The organism is Stenotrophomonas sp. RS-48, from assembly GCF_030053245.1.
Classification (GTDB): domain Bacteria; phylum Pseudomonadota; class Gammaproteobacteria; order Xanthomonadales; family Xanthomonadaceae; genus Stenotrophomonas; species Stenotrophomonas maltophilia_P.
Genome location: NZ_JASGBV010000065.1, coordinates 36,994 through 52,343, shown reverse-complemented (window position 1 = coordinate 52,343; position 15,350 = coordinate 36,994). Strand labels below are relative to the sequence as shown.

At 66.7% G+C, this 15,350-nt stretch carries 14 protein-coding genes, 1 tRNA gene and 1 pseudogene; 7 read left to right on the top strand and 9 right to left on the bottom strand.

All coding sequences use genetic code 11. The features are described from left to right. Nucleotides 1-74, bottom strand: a pseudogene (locus QMZ25_RS19210) (NAD(+)--rifampin ADP-ribosyltransferase); the annotation flags it as partial. Nucleotides 75-183: 109 nt separating this feature from the next. On the opposite strand from QMZ25_RS19210, the gene QMZ25_RS12715 reads away from it, so the two are divergent. The 4 genes from QMZ25_RS12715 (at nucleotide 184) to QMZ25_RS12700 (ending at nucleotide 5,226) form a co-directional block, all read left to right on the top strand. Beyond that, the gene (locus tag QMZ25_RS12715; protein ID WP_283219724.1) at nucleotides 184-1,692 is read left to right on the top strand and encodes an alanine/glycine:cation symporter family protein; all 1,509 of its coding nucleotides are present in this window, start codon (nucleotides 184-186) and stop codon (nucleotides 1,690-1,692) included. Further along, on the top strand, nucleotides 1,693-2,529 hold the full coding sequence (locus QMZ25_RS12710; protein WP_164150935.1) for a TrmH family RNA methyltransferase: 837 nt from the start codon (nucleotides 1,693-1,695) through the stop codon (nucleotides 2,527-2,529). A gap of 246 nt (nucleotides 2,530-2,775) precedes the next feature. Further along, the gene (locus QMZ25_RS12705) at nucleotides 2,776-3,765 is read left to right on the top strand and encodes a hypothetical protein (protein ID WP_164150937.1); all 990 of its coding nucleotides are present in this window, start codon (nucleotides 2,776-2,778) and stop codon (nucleotides 3,763-3,765) included. 9 nt (nucleotides 3,766-3,774) lie between these two features. Next, nucleotides 3,775-5,226 (top strand): alanine/glycine:cation symporter family protein, encoded by a 1,452-nt coding sequence (locus QMZ25_RS12700; protein WP_262219122.1) that lies wholly within the window; start codon nucleotides 3,775-3,777, stop codon nucleotides 5,224-5,226. A gap of 118 nt (nucleotides 5,227-5,344) precedes the next feature. On the opposite strand, the gene QMZ25_RS12695 is transcribed toward QMZ25_RS12700, so the two are convergent. The 4 genes from QMZ25_RS12695 to QMZ25_RS12680 form a co-directional block, all read right to left on the bottom strand. Further along, the gene (locus QMZ25_RS12695; protein WP_283219723.1) at nucleotides 5,345-6,766 is read right to left on the bottom strand and encodes a M28 family peptidase; all 1,422 of its coding nucleotides are present in this window, start codon (nucleotides 6,764-6,766) and stop codon (nucleotides 5,345-5,347) included. Nucleotides 6,767-6,944: 178 nt separating this feature from the next. Continuing rightward, a complete protein-coding gene (mscL, locus tag QMZ25_RS12690; protein WP_053517072.1) occupies nucleotides 6,945-7,349 on the bottom strand; it encodes a large-conductance mechanosensitive channel protein MscL in 405 nt (134 codons plus the stop codon). A 52-nt stretch (nucleotides 7,350-7,401) separates the two neighbouring features. After that, the gene (locus QMZ25_RS12685) at nucleotides 7,402-8,118 is read right to left on the bottom strand and encodes a fumarylacetoacetate hydrolase family protein (RefSeq protein WP_065181655.1); all 717 of its coding nucleotides are present in this window, start codon (nucleotides 8,116-8,118) and stop codon (nucleotides 7,402-7,404) included. A 78-nt stretch (nucleotides 8,119-8,196) separates the two neighbouring features. Further along, complete coding sequence (locus QMZ25_RS12680; RefSeq protein ID WP_128988456.1) at nucleotides 8,197-8,478, bottom strand: hypothetical protein; 282 nt, start codon at nucleotides 8,476-8,478, stop codon at nucleotides 8,197-8,199. A 180-nt stretch (nucleotides 8,479-8,658) separates the two neighbouring features. Here QMZ25_RS12680 and QMZ25_RS12675 point away from each other — a divergent pair, with 180 nt between their 5' ends. Further along, nucleotides 8,659-8,994: a Rieske (2Fe-2S) protein gene (locus QMZ25_RS12675; protein ID WP_053517065.1), complete on the top strand. Its 336-nt coding sequence runs from the start codon at nucleotides 8,659-8,661 to the stop codon at nucleotides 8,992-8,994. A gap of 293 nt (nucleotides 8,995-9,287) precedes the next feature. Here the strand turns inward: QMZ25_RS12675 and QMZ25_RS12670 are convergent, their stop codons facing one another. The 4 genes from QMZ25_RS12670 to thiS all read right to left on the bottom strand — a co-directional run bounded on the left by QMZ25_RS12670 (nucleotide 9,288) and on the right by thiS (nucleotide 13,008). Further along, nucleotides 9,288-11,135 carry an SLC13 family permease gene (locus tag QMZ25_RS12670; protein WP_053517063.1) on the bottom strand — a complete coding sequence of 616 codons (1,848 nt, stop codon included), beginning with the start codon at nucleotides 11,133-11,135 and terminating at the stop codon, nucleotides 9,288-9,290. A gap of 27 nt (nucleotides 11,136-11,162) precedes the next feature. Continuing rightward, the gene (gene trmB, locus QMZ25_RS12665) at nucleotides 11,163-11,897 is read right to left on the bottom strand and encodes a tRNA (guanosine(46)-N7)-methyltransferase TrmB (RefSeq protein ID WP_053517060.1); all 735 of its coding nucleotides are present in this window, start codon (nucleotides 11,895-11,897) and stop codon (nucleotides 11,163-11,165) included. Next, complete coding sequence (locus QMZ25_RS12660; protein ID WP_053517058.1) at nucleotides 11,897-12,691, bottom strand: thiazole synthase; 795 nt, start codon at nucleotides 12,689-12,691, stop codon at nucleotides 11,897-11,899. The genes trmB and QMZ25_RS12660 overlap by 1 nt, the downstream gene beginning before the upstream one ends. A gap of 116 nt (nucleotides 12,692-12,807) precedes the next feature. Then, a complete protein-coding gene (gene thiS, locus QMZ25_RS12655) occupies nucleotides 12,808-13,008 on the bottom strand; it encodes a sulfur carrier protein ThiS (protein WP_053517056.1) in 201 nt (66 codons plus the stop codon). Between the two features lie 207 nt (nucleotides 13,009-13,215). Here thiS and QMZ25_RS12650 point away from each other — a divergent pair, with 207 nt between their 5' ends. Next, nucleotides 13,216-15,051 carry an autotransporter domain-containing protein gene (locus tag QMZ25_RS12650; protein ID WP_283219722.1) on the top strand — a complete coding sequence of 612 codons (1,836 nt, stop codon included), beginning with the start codon at nucleotides 13,216-13,218 and terminating at the stop codon, nucleotides 15,049-15,051. A 128-nt stretch (nucleotides 15,052-15,179) separates the two neighbouring features. Further along, nucleotides 15,180-15,253: transfer RNA gene (locus QMZ25_RS12645), tRNA-Gly, on the top strand. Nucleotides 15,254-15,350: the final 97 nt, after the last annotated feature.

The following is a 15,350-nucleotide window of genomic DNA, read 5'->3' as shown; positions in this document are numbered from 1 at the left end:
TCGAACGGCCCGGTCGGTGCCACCACGTACACACGCGGCGGTCCCTCGCCCCGGGCCATCTCCGCGGCCATGCCCGGCGGATGCCTTCCGGCGCTATCGCAGCGACCTTCGATCAGGGAGAATCGACCGGTCCCTTCCAGCCGACGGGACGTCCATTCACCCCGCCGACTGGAGAGAGCGCGCGTGGAAGCTACCGTACATTTCGTCAACAGCATCATCTGGAGCAAGGCACTGATCTTCGTGTGCCTGGCGGCCGGCCTTTATTTCAGCGTCCGCACCCGCTTCATGCAGATCCGCGGCTTCGTGGAAATGTGCCGCCTCACCGTCAAGGGCGAAAAGTCCGACGCCGGTGTTTCTTCGTTCCAGGCGCTGGCCATGTCCATGGCCGGGCGCATGGGTATCGGCAACATCGCCGGCGTGGCCACGGCCATCGCCTTCGGTGGCCCCGGTGCGATCTTCTGGATGTGGGTGATGGGCTTCCTCGGTGCATCCACCTCGTATGTGGAATGCACCCTGGCGCAGATCTACAAGACCAAGGATGCCGAAGGCCGCTACCGTGGCGGCCCGGCGTACTACATTGAAAAGGCGATGGGCCTGAAGTGGTATGCCATGGCCTTCGCCATCGCCACGATCATCGCCGCCGGCTTCCTGATGCCGGGCGTGCAGGCCAATGCCATCGCCGACAGCATCATCAATGCCTGCCGTGGCGGTGCGCTGTGCGGGCCGCTGGATGGCCAGGCCTTCGGCATGGAATCGGTTGCCGCGCTCAAGCTCGGCATCGGCATCGTGGTCGCGCTGCTGCTGGGCGTGGTGATCTTCGGCGGCGTCAAGCGCATCGCCACCTTCGCCGAGATCGTGGTGCCGTTCATGGCGGCGGCCTTCATCCTGATGGCCATCGTCATCATGATCCTCAATGCCGACCAGGTGCCGGAGATGTTCGGCATCATCTTCAACAGCGCGTTCGGCACCCATGCGGCGTTCGGCGCGATGATGGGCCTGGCGATCGAATGGGGCGTCAAGCGCGGCATCTACGCCAACGAAGCGGGACAGGGCTCGGGCCCACACGCGGCGGCGGCCTCGGAAGTCTCGCATCCGGCCAAGCAGGGCTACGTGCAGGCGTTCGCGATCTACTTCGACACCATGATGGTGTGCACCGCCACCGCGTTCCTGATCCTGGCCAGCGGCACCTACAACGTGTACTCGCCGGTGGAAGGCGCGCCTCCGGTGTTCCAGGGCCTGGCCGGCATTCCGGAAGGGGCGGGCTATGCGCAGGCCGGCGTTGAAGCCGTGCTGCCGGGCTGGGGCGCGTCGTTCGTCTCGCTGGCGATCTTCTTCTTCGCCTTCACCACCATCATGGCGTACTACTACATGGCCGAGACCAATCTCAGCTATGTGAACCACAACAAGCACCGTCCGCTGACCGTGTTGTGTCTGCGCCTGGGCATCATCGCCATGGTGGTGTTCGGTGCGTTCCACAACGCGACCCTGGCCTGGGGCCTGGGTGACATCGGCGTGGGCTTGATGGCCTGGTTGAACATCATCGCCATCTTCATCATCCAGAAGCCCGCGATGCTGGCGCTGCGCGATTACGAACGACAGAAGAAGCTGGGCCTGGATCCGACGTTCGATCCCGATGCACTGGGCATCCGGAACGCCGATTTCTGGCGCCAGCGCAAGCAGGAGAACGTGTAAGTGAACAACCCCTGGAACAACCGCCGCCCGTCCGCTCGTCCGCCGCGCGCCACACCGTTGCCGCGCACGGACCTGCCGGCAACGGGTGGCGGTGGACGCGGAGGCAGCGATGAGCTGCGCCTGTACGGCCTGAACGCCGTGCTGGCCGCGTTCGCAGCGCGGCCGCAGGCACTGCGCAAGCTGTATCTGCTGGAGGCCCGGATTCCGCGCCTGCAGCCGCTGTTGAAGTGGTGCGTGGCCAACCGCGTGGGTTACCGAGTGGTCGAGGAGGGCGATCTGAACAAGCTGGCCGGCACTACCCACCACGAAGGTGTGGTGGCCGACGTGCTGCGTGCGCCGACCGTACCGCTGGCGCAGTGGTTGCAGCAGATCGGCGAGGGCCCGTCACTGGCGCTGTGGCTGGATGGCGTAGGCAATCCGCACAACCTCGGCGCGATCCTGCGTTCGGCGGCGCACTTCGGCGCGAAGGCGCTGCTGTTGCCGGCCGGCAGCACGCTGGCGCTGTCCGGTGCGGCTGCCCGCGTGGCCGAAGGCGGTGCCGAAGCAGTGCCGCTGGTGCAGCTGCCTGCGACCCCGCAGGCGATGGCCCAGCTGCGCGATGCTGGCTTCGGTCTGGCGGCCACACTCGTGGATGGGGGTGACGATGTGTTCCGCACGTCGCTGCCGGCGCGTCTGGTCTACGTCATGGGTGCCGAAGGCGAGGGCATGGACCGCGACCTGGCCGGCGACTGTGACCTGCAGGTCTCCATTCCCGGCAGTGGCGCGGTGGAGAGCCTCAATGTGGCCTCGGCCACCGCAGTGCTGCTGGCGCAGTGGGCGAGCCGTCGCGACGGCTGACGGACAGGTCACCGCCATCGGCTGCCAGGACCCGGCCCCCGTGGCCGGGTTTTTTTTGCGCCATGCACCGGCGGGACCACCGCGGACGTCGTGCAGCGTCAAGATGACTTAAGGGAGATAACGTCGTCTTGTGTTGCGTACAGCCTGATTTTTTCGATCAAGCGTGATTTTGAAACTTGCCTCATTGTTGCGCCCCCTTGCTCGACGCAGGTTGGAGTTCCATTCCTGTCAGGCAAGGTGTTTCACATGCATGGTCGTCATCGCTGCGCCCTCGGTGCGCTCCTCTCGCTGTCAAGCCTGCTTGCGTCGGTTGATGCACATGCCAGCGCGCGCAGTCTGGAAGGTGTCAACTTCACGGGTCCGCTGATCACCCCGAATCCGGCAGGCATGCCGAAGGGGAGCGGCTACATCGAACCCTATCTGGTACGTGTCGACAGCCGCGATCACTTCGATGACCGTGGCCAGCGCCAGCGCAGTGGCGAGCGCAGTGGTGGCTGGACGGTGGTGGTGCCCATCGCCTATGGATTGGGCGAGCGGATCACCGGCCAGGTCAACCTGAGCGCGTCGCGCGCCGAATCCGGTGCCGCGCACAGCCGGGGTTTCCGCGCGGGTGACACCACTGCGCGCCTGCAGTATCTGCTGCAGGCGGCCAATGCGGATGGCACCCGGCCCGCGGTTTCAGTGGCGCTCGTGCAGCGCTTCAGCACGGGCAGCCATGACCGCATCACCGGCAATCCGCTCGACGCGCAGGGTGACGGCGTGCAGCGTACCGTCGCCGCACTGGGCGTGCAGCAGGTGGTGTGGTTGGGCAACGAGCGGCCGCTGCGCTGGCGTGCCCAGCTCAGCGCGGGTCCGGCGCCTTCCCGCACGGCCCTCACCGGTGCCAGCGTGTACGGTACCGCCGCGGGCTTCCAGGGCCATATCGCGCGTGGTTCGGTACTGGGCCTGTCGATCGGCGCCGAATACAGCGTCAACCCCCGCTGGGTGGCGGTGATGGAAGTGGCGGCCAGCCGCGAGACCCGGCAACGCCTCAGCGGTTTCGCTCCCGGCGCGGAAGGCGCCATCGCGCGCGTCGACGAATGGCGCCCGGCCAGCCGTACGCTGACTTTCGCCCCCGCGTTGCAGTACCACTTCAGTCCCTCGCTTGGCCTGATCGCCGGCGTGGAGGTCACGGTGGCCGGCCGCAATGCCGCCCGCCTCATCAGCCCCCAGGTCGCCCTGGGCATGTCCTTCTGAGGGGGCGCGATGAACGTCGAATCGATCGTCAATGCCCTTCTCGGCGTGGTGTGGAGCCCTTACCTGGTGGTGCTGTGCCTGCTCGCCGGCCTGTACTTCAGCGTGCGCACCCGCTTCATCCAGCTGCGCGCGCTGCCTGACATGCTGCGCCTGGTGTTCCGCCATGAGCGGTCCGATGCAGGGGTGTCCCCGTTCCAGGCGTTGTCCCTGTCGCTGTCCAGCCGGGTGGGCGTTGGCAATATCGCCGGTGTGGCGATGGCCATCGCCTTCGGTGGTCCCGGTGCGATCCTGTGGATGTGGGTTGTCGCTTTCCTGGGTGCGTCCAGCGCCTTCATCGAATCGACGCTGGCGCAGATCTACAAGGATCGCGATGCCGGTGGCCAGTATCGGGGTGGCCCGGCCTACTACATCGAGAAGGGACTGGGCCAGCGCTGGTATGCGGTGCTGTTTGCACTGGTCGCCGTGCTGGCCGGCGCGATGCTGGCGGGTACGCAGTCCAATGCGATCACCAGCGCGGTGAATGAAGCCTGGGACGTACCGGTCGTGTTCACCACCGGCGCACTGCTGGTTGCACTGGGTGCCATCCTTGTTGGCGGTGTACGCCGCATCGCCGGTGTCGCCCAGTGGCTGGTGCCGCTGATGGCCATCGCCTATCTGCTGGTGGCCGCGATGGTAATGGTGCTCAACGCGGACAAAGTGCCGGAGGTCGCAGCGCTGGTGCTGCGCAGTGCCTTCGGCATGGATGCAGCGTTCGGCGCCATGATCGGCACGGCGATCCAGTGGGGCGTGCGCCGCGGCGTGCTGTCCAACGAAGCCGGCATGGGCAGTGGTGCGCACCCGGCGGCCGCAGCGGAGGTCTCCCATCCGGTCAAGCAGGGCCTGGTGCAGTCGTTCTCGGTCTATATCGACACGATGGTGGTGTGCAGTGCGACCGCCTTCCTTATTCTTTCGACCGGCCTGTACAACGTCTACGACCCGGCGGTGAACGGCGTTCCGGATGATGCGCGTCTGCTGCTGGGCAATCTGCCGGGCGTCGAGGCCGGACCGCGTTTCGTGCAGCACGCGGTGGAATCGGCACTGCCGGGCTTCGGCCGTTCATTCGTGGCGTTGGCCATCCTGCCCTTCGCGTTCACCACCATCCTGGCGCTGTACTACATGGCCGAGACCAACATCAGTTACCTGTGCCGGGACCGCCCGATGCCGTGGGTGATAGGCGGGTTCCAGCTGCTGTTCCTGCTGGCCACCGGCTACTCGGCGCTGAACAGTGCCACGGTCGCCTGGTCGCTGGGGGATATCGGCGTGGGCCTGATGAGCTGGTTGAACATCTTCGCCATCCTGCTGCTGCAGAAGCCGGCGCTGGCCGCGCTGCGCGATTACGAGCACCACCGTCGCTTGGGGACGGATCCCCTGTTCGATCCGCACCGGCTTGGTGTTCGCAACACCTGCGCGTGGGAACGGTAACTGTCCGGGCAGATGGGGTGACCCAGCCTGGTGGGTGCGATCCCCTCTGGTGGGTGCGGACCTCGGTCCGCACCTCCTTTCCCGCTGCACCCGCCGGGCATCGCCCGGCGTGGCCCCCTCACTCGTTCGGCGGTGTGGTCGCTTTGGCTTCACTGCCGAAGTTGCCGTCGGCTTCTGCGGCCAGGTAGGCGAATACGGTGTATGCCGCCACATTCTGCGCCAGCGCCTTCGGGTCGATCTTGTCCAGCGTGTCGTCGGCGGTGTGGTGCAGGTGGAAGTAGTCCGAACCATCCTGTGCCAGCCACGCCCAGGCGCCACCCTTGGCCGCCAGCGGGCCGATATCCGGCCCCGGGCCGCCCTTGTCGGCTGCGTACTCGATGCCCAGCGGCTTCATCACCTCGGCGATCTGCCGGGTCGCTTCGCGCGAGCCTTCCGGGTTTGGCGAGCCGGTATTGAACGCATAGATGCGGCCGGCACCGAAATCGCTCTCGGCAGCCAGCTGGTGCAGCGCCACGTCCTTTGCATGTGCTTCGGCGTAAGCCTTGCCGCCGTACAGCCCCTGCTCTTCGTTGGCGAACGCGATCACCCGGATCGTGCGCTTGGGGGCCTGCTTGAGCTGGCCGATCAGATACCCCGCGGCCATGGTGATGCCGACACCTGCGCCGTCATCGACGGCACCGGTGCCCAGATCCCACGAATCCAGATGGCCACCGATCACCACGACTTCCTTGGGCAGGGTGCGGCCAGTGATCTCGCCGATCACGTTGTAGGAGGTCGCCGTACCGTCCCAGCCGCAGTCCAGCGCGACCTTCACCGTGGTGCTGCCACGTGCCAGCAGGCGTGCCAGCTGGTCGGCATCGGGCACCGACAGGGCCGCGGACGGTACCGGGGTCAGGCCGTCATCGAATCGGGTGATGCCGGTGTGCGGTACGCGATGCGAATCGGTGCCGGCCGAGCGCATCAGGAAGCCGACGGCGCCCTTGCGGATCGCTTCGGACGGTCCCTTGCTGCGGATCGCGCCACCACGGCCGTAGTCGCGGCCATCGCGGAACGGCAGCATCTGGTAATCGACGAAGGCGATCTTGCCCTTCAATGAACCGGCGGGCGCAGCCTGCAGCGCGGCCAGGTCGGCGAAGCGCACGACCTCTGCTTCAACGGTACCGCCCGGGCTGCCACCCAGTGCGGTGATCTGCAGCGGCTGCGGGTTCCTGCCGGTCACGGCGGCGTGTTCGCTGCGGCGCTCCCACTTCGGGAAGGTCACCGGTTCTTTCCAGACCTTGTCGAAACCCAGGGCCTTGAACTTGGCTTCGGCCCAGGCGACCGCACGCGCGTCGGCTTCGCTGCCGGCGATGCGTGGACCGATTTCGGTGGTCAGCGACTCGACCACCTTCCAGCCGGTGTCATCGGCCAGGGCCTGATCGCGCAGCTGCGCGGCCGTGGCCAGCGACGCCGGGGGCAGGGTGGTGGCGCGCGGTGCCGCGAAGGCCGGGGCGGCCAGCAGGGCAAGGGAGGATGCGATGGCAAGGACGCGGCGACGCATGGACAACTCCGGGAAGGGACCAAGCCTTGGAGCTTAACAGTCGTTCAGACGCGCGCATGGGCGGGAGGTCATGTCCGGAGCGAACGCTGTTTTCCGCCACGTCCGGCAAAGCGAAAGCCCCGCCGGAGCGGGACTTTCACATGCGGCGGCCTCGCCGGGTACGGCCCGGCGCTACGCCTTACTTCTTCAGGCTGTCGCGGATCTCGCGCAGCAGCACCACTTCCTCGGCCGGGGCGGCGGGAGCGGCTTCCTTCTTGCGCGACAGACGGTTGATGACCTTGATCACCAGGAAAATGGCGAACGCAACGATCACGAACTGGATCAGGGTGTTGATGAAATCACCGTAGCCGATCACCACCGCCGGAATCTCCTTGCCGTCCGGCCCGATGCGTGCCGGCGACAGCGTCCACGCCAGCTGCGAGAAGTCCACCTTGCCGATCAGCAGGCCCAGCGGCGGCATGATGATCTTCTCGACCAGTGCAGTGACGATCTTGCCGAAGGCGGCGCCGATCACCACGCCGACGGCGAGGTCGATGACGTTGCCGCGCATCGCGAATTCCTTGAATTCGGTGAGCACTCCCATGTGTTTTCTCCTGTGGGGGATGTGGACAGCGCGCAGAGTAGCGCAGGTGGTGTCAGCCGGCGATCACGCCGTGGCGCTCGGCCACGTTTTCCAGGCGCGCGCTGAAACGGTCGCCCGGCTTCAGTGCGGCCACTCCGGACGGCGTGCCCATGAACACCAGGTCACCGGCGCGCAGCTGCCACAGCTTGGACAACTCGTGCAGGATTTCCGGCACGTTCCAGATCATCTGGTCCAGCAGGGCCTGCTGGCGCACTTCGCCGTTGACTTCCAGCGACAGGTTCAGCGCCGCCAGATCGCCCACTTCGCCGGCATGCACGATCTCGCTGATCGGTGCGGAGGCATCAAAGCCCTTGGCGGCATCCCAGGGATGGCCCTTCTCCTTGGCGGCCGCCTGCAGATCGCGGCGGGTCAGGTCCAGGCCGACGGCATAGCCGTACACCAGCGCTTCGGCATCGGCCACGGGAAGCTCGCCGGCCGGGGCATCACGACCGATGGCCACCACCAGCTCCACTTCGTGATGCAGGTTGGCCGTCGCGGGCGGATAGGGGATGGCATCGTCATGGCCGACCACCAGCGCATCGGCAGGCTTGCTGAAGAACATCGGCCGGCCGCGGTCGTCGGCCGCCGGCACCGCGGCTCCCATTTCGCGCGCATGGTCGGCAAAGTTGCGACCCACGCAGTAGACGCGGTGCACGGGGAAGCTGCCACCGCCCACCACCGGAACACGCGGCGTGGCAGGTGCAGGGATCACATCGGAAACATCGGACATGCGGGCATCCAGGAAGGGAATGCCCGCAGTCTAGAACGCATGGCGCCCGCCGTCAGCGGGCACGCCGGCCGGCAGGGCTCAGCGCGAGGCCGGCAGCACCGGCTTGCGCACCACCCGGTACTCGCCCTCGACCACGGTCGGGTCGGCCGGTCGGGCTGCACCCGCCTTGCGCGAGGCCAGCAGCTTCCACGCCAGGCCGACCAGGATCATCGCCGCACCGACGAACACGCCGATGAACACCATCGCGGCCAGGATCGCCAGGCCGAGCAGGCCCACGGCAACGCGCACCAGCGGGTGACGCGGCTTGCGCGGCGCGAACAGGGTGCGGAACTGGTTGAAGGCGGAATCGCGATTGAACATGGCGGCTCGATAGGCTGGGAAATCAGCGAAACCAGAGTATCGGGAGCCCGCACTGTCATTGAGTGAAAAACTCGTTAAATATAGCCTGTGCTTATTACGAATCAATGACTTGTGTTCATCCTGCAGCCAGTCACCTGAGCAGGCGTGCGACAATGCTTCTTTACTGTCCGAGCCTTCGCCATGACTGCCGCTGTTGCCCTGATCGCCCTTGATGCCATTGCCGATGGTGCGTTTGCCGAGGTCGAAGCAGTGGTCGAGGGCGATGCCGAGTCGTTGCTGCTGTATCGCGACGGCGCACAGGTGCGCGCCTTCCTGAACATCTGCCCGCATGCCGGCCGTCGCCTGGACTGGGCGCCGGGGCAGTTCCTGAAGAGCCGCGAGGGGCATCTGGTCTGCGCCGCCCACGGCGCCTCGTTCGCGTTGGACAGCGGTGACTGCATCGCCGGCCCCTGCAAGGGCGACCGCCTGCGCGCGGTGCCGGTGGACGTGCGTGATGGGCAGGTCTACCTGGCCTGAGGCCGGCTAGGGGGCGGCTCCGTTTTCCGTAGGAGAACGGCTCTGACCCATCAAGCCAGGAGCAGTCGAGCATGGCTCGACTCTGCAAAGGCATCCACGCATGGCGTGGATCTACCGTGTCGACCAAGGTCGACACCTACCAAAGCGGTGCACGACGCGGTTCTGGCAGATCGCAGAAATCTGTCGGACCCACCCCGCCATCCCACGAAATGCACGCTTTTGCCGTTGAGGTTGCCGGCCAGCGGCCGGCACTACTGGGGTGCAGGGCGCAGCCCTGCCGATGAACCCGACCCTCAGAACATCAGGTTGATCATCAGCACCACCACACAGGTGTAGATCAGCGACAACGGTCCGCCGACCCGCCACATCTCGCGCGGGGTGTAGTTGGCCGGGCCGGTGATCATCGAGATGACCGGATTGGACGCCGTCATCAGATTGTTGGAGGCCGACAGCGCCACGATCAGTGCGAACGCGGTGGGGTTGCCACCCGCCGCCAGCGCCAGATTCACCGCGATGGGCACCATCACGATGGTTGCGCCGACATGGCTGATCACCAGCGAGAACACCGTTGTCAGCAGCGCCAGGGCCAGCTCCAGCACCCACACCGGTATGCCGGTGGGGAGCTTGTCGATGGTATGGCCGGCGACCCAGGCCGCCGCGCCGCTGGAGTCCATCGCCCAGCCGAGCGGGATCAGTCCGGCCATCATGAACACGGTTTTCCAGTTGATCGAGGCATAGGCCTCGTCCATCCGCAGCACGCCCGTCAGCAACATGCCGGCCACGCCGGTCATCAGGGTCAGCGCTACCGGAAGCTTGCTGGTCAGCGCGATCAGGATCGTCAGCGCGAAGATCGCCATGGCGATCTTGAACTTGTGCGGGCGCTGTTCGCCGGTCGGGTAGTCGGTGACCACCACGAAGTCACGGCTCTTGGCGGCCTGCGCCAGGTCGGTCCAGATGCTGTGGAAGACCAGCATGTCGCCAGCGCGCAGCTGCACGTCGCGCACGTCCTCGCGGATCACCTGTTTGTCGCGGTTGATCGCCAGCAGGCTGATGCCGCGCTCCTTGCGCAGGCGCAGGTCGGCCGCACTCTTGCCGATCACGTTCGAGGTCGGCGGCACCACCGCCTCGGAAATGCCGGCGCGGCTGGGATTGAACAGGTCGCCCAGGTGCTTCAGCCGCGAGGACATGCGCAGGAACTGGTTCTGGGCGAAATCGCCGATCTGCTCGCGAGGACCCATCGCGCCCAGCACACTGCCCACCCAGATGCGCATTTCCGCCGGTGGCGCCAGCCGCGTATCGTTGCCGGTCTTCAGCGCCAGCAGCAGCGGCGCGTCATGCAGGCTCTCGGCCTCGCCCAGGGTCATGCCGACCAGCGGGCTTTCGGCGGTGACCACCAGTTCGAACACATCGCCTTCGATGCCGTAGGTCTTGGCGAAGTAGCTCTCGGTACGGGCCGGGGTGACCCCATCGTTGACCAGGGTCTCTTCCTCGATCAGCTTGCGGTCGCCGTAATAGCGGAAGTACAGCAGCGAGGCGATCAGCAGCGCCACGCCGATCGGCAGCGGCGCGAACATGCGCAGCGGCTCGATGCTGGCCAGGCCGGAGGGCAGGTTGTTGTTGGCCGAGGCCAGCAGGTCGTTCAGCAGGATCAGCGGCGAGTTGCCGACCATGGTCAGCGCACCGCCCATCACGATCGCCGCCGAGATCGGCAGCAGCAGCCGCTGCATGGTCAGCCCGGTGCGTGCCGCCAACCGCGAGGCGACCGGCAGGTACAGCGCCATCACCGACGGGTTCTGCATGAAGGACGAGTTCAGGCCGGCGATGGCCGTGGTCATCATCAGCAGGCGCTGCTCGATGCCATGTCCGCGTCGCAGCAGCCAGGCCGCGAGCCGGTTCAGTGCGCCGGTGCGGTCAAGGCCCGCACCGAGGATGGTGGTGGCGATGATGCTCATCACCGCGTTGCCGGAGAAGCCGCCGAAGATTTCCTCCGGGGCGATCAGGCCGGTCACACCCAGTACCACCAGCACCACCAGCGCGACGACGTCGGCGCGGATCCGCTCGAACAGGAACATCGCCATCGTGAAGCCGACCAGCCCGAGTACGAGCTTCATGTCGTTGGTCAGCGTCAGCGCGGTATCCATGTGGGGCGCGGCGTCCTCGGGCGATCGTCAGGTGCGGTCGTACAACAGGTCCCAGACGCCATGGCCGAGCTTCTGGCCGCGGGTCTCGAAGTGGGTCTGCGGCCGCCATTCCGGGCGCGGCACGCTGCCCCGTGGACCGGCCCGGTTGACCAGGCCGGCGGTCGCATCGAGCACGTCCCACATCTGTTCGGCGTAGTCTTCCCAGTCGGTGGCGCAGTGCAGGCGGCCGCCCGCACGCAGCTTGCGCACCAGCAGCTCTGCGAAGGCCGGCTGCAGCAGGCGGCGCTTGTTGTGGCGCTTCTTGTGCCACGGGTCCGGGAAGTAGATGCGCACTTCATCGAGCGCGCCATCGGCGATCTCGTTCTGCAGTACTTCCACCGCGTCATGGTGGTACAGGCGCACGTGGTCGGCGTTGTCGTCGGCCAGGGCGTTCAGCAGGCGGCCGACACCGGGCGCGTGCACTTCGATGCCGATGTAGTCGCGCGACGGGTCATGCTGGGCAGCAAAGCGCAGTGCAGCGCCGTTGCCGAAGCCGATCTCCAGCACCTTGTGCGCCGGGCGACCGAAGGTGGCGTCCAGGTCGCGCGGCTGGCCGCTGTAATCCAGGCCGAAGCGCGGCCAGCGTTCGTCGAACGCGCGCTGCTGGGCAGGCGTGAAGCGGCCCTGGCGCAGCACGAAACTGCGCACCTCGCGGCGCCCCTCGCTGACGGTGAACGGCTTGGGCGGGGCCTTGGACCCAGCGCTGTCGAAAGGATTGGTCATCAGCCGATCAACCCATCCACCGGCGACGACGCGCTGGCGTAGCGCTTGCGCGGGATGCGCCCGGCCAGGAACGCTTCACGTCCGGCCTCGACCGCCTTGCGCATCGCACTGGCCATCAGCACCGGGCTGCGCGCGCCGGCAATGGCCGTGTTCATGAGCACGCCATCGCAGCCCAGCTCCATCGCGATCGCCGCATCCGATGCCGTACCGACGCCGGCATCGACGATGATCGGCACCCGGGCGTCTTCGATGATCTGCAGCAGGTTGTACTTGTTCTGGATGCCCAGGCCCGAACCGATCGGCGCGGCCAGCGGCATCACCGCAGCGCAGCCGATCTCTTCCAGGCGCTTGGCCAGGATCGGGTCGTCGGAGGTGTAGACCATGACCTCGAAGCCATCCTTGACCAGCTGTTCGGCGGCCTTGAGGGTCTGCATCACGTCCGGGTACAGGGTCTTCTGGTCGCCCAGCACTTCCAGTTTGGTCAGGTTGTGGCCGTCCAGCAGTTCACGGGCCAGGCGGCACGTGCGCACCGCGTCTTCGGCGGTGTAGCAGCCGGCGGTGTTGGGCAGGATGGTGAAGCGCTCCGGCGGCAGCACGTCCAGCAGGTTCGGCTCGCCGGGGTTCTGCCCGATGTTGGTGCGGCGGATGGCCACGGTGACGATCTGGGCGCCAGCGGCCTCGGTGGCCAGGCGGGTTTCTTCCAGATCCTTGAACTTGCCGGTGCCGGTGAGCAGCCGCGAGCCGTAGGTCTTGCCGGCGATCACCAGCGAATCGGGGGAGACATGAACGTTCATGGCGCGATTATCGCTTATCCGCCTGAAGATGGGGTCGTCACTTCGATGCTGCTGGCAGGCAGGTGCGGGGTCGCACCGGGCCATGCCCGGCGAGCGCGCAGCGTGGGCGTCGTGCCTCAACCCCCACCCAGGGCGTGCACGATCTCCACCACGTCACCTTCGGCAAGGCGATGCTCGCCATGGCGGCTGCGGCTGACGATCTCGCCATTGACCTCGACCGCCACCCGGCGCTGCAGCAGCTGCTCGGCCTCGAGCAGGTCATGGAGGGTTGCCGAAGCGTGCAGGGTGCGGGGTTCGCCGTTGAGCTGGATGTTCATGGCGGCATTGTCGCGTATGGCCCGTCAGGACGGAAACCATCCGTTCCTCCGCACGGCGCCCGCATCGGCGCAGCCTGCGATTGGCGGGCTGCGCGGCAATTCATGCGGCGGCGCAGCGTGAGCAATCGTCGGTGCGGTGAAACCATTCACCGTGCGCCGGCGTACGCACGCCGGATCCTCAATGACGTCCCCACAGGAGTTCTTTACATGCTGCTCAGCAAACGCCCGATCCGCTCCCTGATGGCGGCCGCGATCGCACTGGCCGCGGTTCCGGCCATGGCAGGCGAATCCCCTTACTCGCACGCGGTGTTCTTCGGCGACAGCCTGACCGACGCGGGCTATTTCCGGCCGCTGCTGCCCCCGGCAACACAGCAGGTCACCGGCCAGTTCACCACCAATCCGGGCTGGGTCTGGTCGCAGCAGGTCGCCAACTACTACGGCCTGAACGGTACGCCCAACGGCAACGGCCAGAACGGCGACAACTATGCCGCCGGCGGTGCGCGCGTGTCGGTGGAGGTCACTGGTGCCCTGGGGCCCATTCCGTCGCTGAAGACGCAACTCACCCGCTACCTGGCCGCAAATGGCGGCAAAGCCGATGCCAACGCGCTGTACACCGTCTGGGGCGGCGCCAACGACCTGTTCGCGGCCGCTGCGGCGCCGGCACAGGCGCAGGCCATCATCGGCGCGGCCGTCACCGACCAGATCGCCCTGATCGGCGCGCTGAAGCAGGCGGGCGCCCAGTACGTGCTGGTGCCGAACCTGCCCAACGTCGGCCTGACGCCGTCCTTCCGTGGCCCCAATGCCGCCGCCGCCACCGCGCTGTCGGCCGGCTACAACAACGCCCTGTATGGCGGGCTGAAGCAGGCGGGCATCGAATTCATCCCGTTGGATACCTTCACCGTGCTCAGTGAAGTGGCCGCCAATCCGGCGATGTACGGTTTCACCAACGTCACCAGCACGGCCTGCACCATCGATCCGGCCAATTCGACGCAGAGCATCATCGGCTGCAACCCGACGTCCTACGTCAGCCCCGATGCCGCGAAGACCTACCTGTTCGCCGACGGCGTGCATCCGACCACGGCAGGCCATGCACTGCTGGGCCAGTACGCGGTATCCGTGCTGGAAGGCCCGCGCCTGCAGCAGGTGCTCAGCCATTCGGCGCAGACCATCGGCCGTTCGCGCGCCGACCAGGTCGGCATGCATCTGGGCGGTCGTCCGGCTGACGGCCTGTCGTGGTGGGGCGGTGTGCGCGGCGACATGCAGCGTTATGACCACGCCGATCTCTACGACGGCCTGGCGCCGGCCGGCCTGTTCGGTGTCGACTGGTCGCGTGACGGCATGGTCTTTGGCGGCTTCGGTGGCTATGGACGCATGGATGCCGATTTCGGCAACAGCCGCGGCGATTACACCCAGTCCGACACCACGCTGGGCCTGTTCGCTGGCTGGTACGGCGAGCGTGCCTGGGTCAACGGGCAGGTCAGCTACAGCTGGCTCGACTACGACGTGACCCGCAAGGTGCAGCTGGGTCCGGCCACCCGTGAGCATGGCGGTTCGGCAGATGGCAGCAATCTCACCGCCGCCATCAATGCGGGGTACGAGTTCGGCACCGAGGGCGGCTTCCGCCACGGTCCGGTGGCTGCCGTGATCTGGCAGAAGGTGAAGATCGACGGCTATACCGAGAGCGCCGACGCCGGCACGCTGGCCACTGCGCTGGGTTACAACAACCAGGAGCTGGACTCCACTGTCGGTCGCATCGGCTGGCAGGCGCGCTTCGATGGCGGCACCTTCAAGCCCTACGTGCAGGCCACCTACGACCACGAGTTCGAAGACACCAAGCAGGCCAGCGCCTGGCTGCAGTCCCTGCCGGAGCTGGGCAGCTACCGCGTGCCGGGCCTGAAGTTCGACAAGGATTACGCCACCGTGGTGCTGGGCGCCCGCACGGAGCTGTTCGGGCTGCAGAGCAACATCGGCCTGAGCACCTCCACCGCGCAGAAGCGTGCACGTGACGCGACGCTGTTTGCCAGCTTCAGCGGCAGTTTCTGACGAACGCACCTTCCCAGGCCCCGCAAGGGCCTGGGAAGGCTGCATGGCAGCGTCGGGCCATGCCCGGCGCATGCGGTGGCCACCATTGCGCAACACCGGCCCGACCGCATAGACTTTCACCACGCGACGCGGGCGTAGCTCAATGGTAGAGCTGTAGCTTCCCAAGCTACTGACGTGGGTTCGATTCCCATCGCCCGCTCCATCTTCCGCAACGATGCGTGTGTTTTCCGGATCGGCCGCGAACCTGGATGTTTCCCCTTTTGCATCTTTCTGTGCCTGCCGGCTCTGTGAGTCGGTGA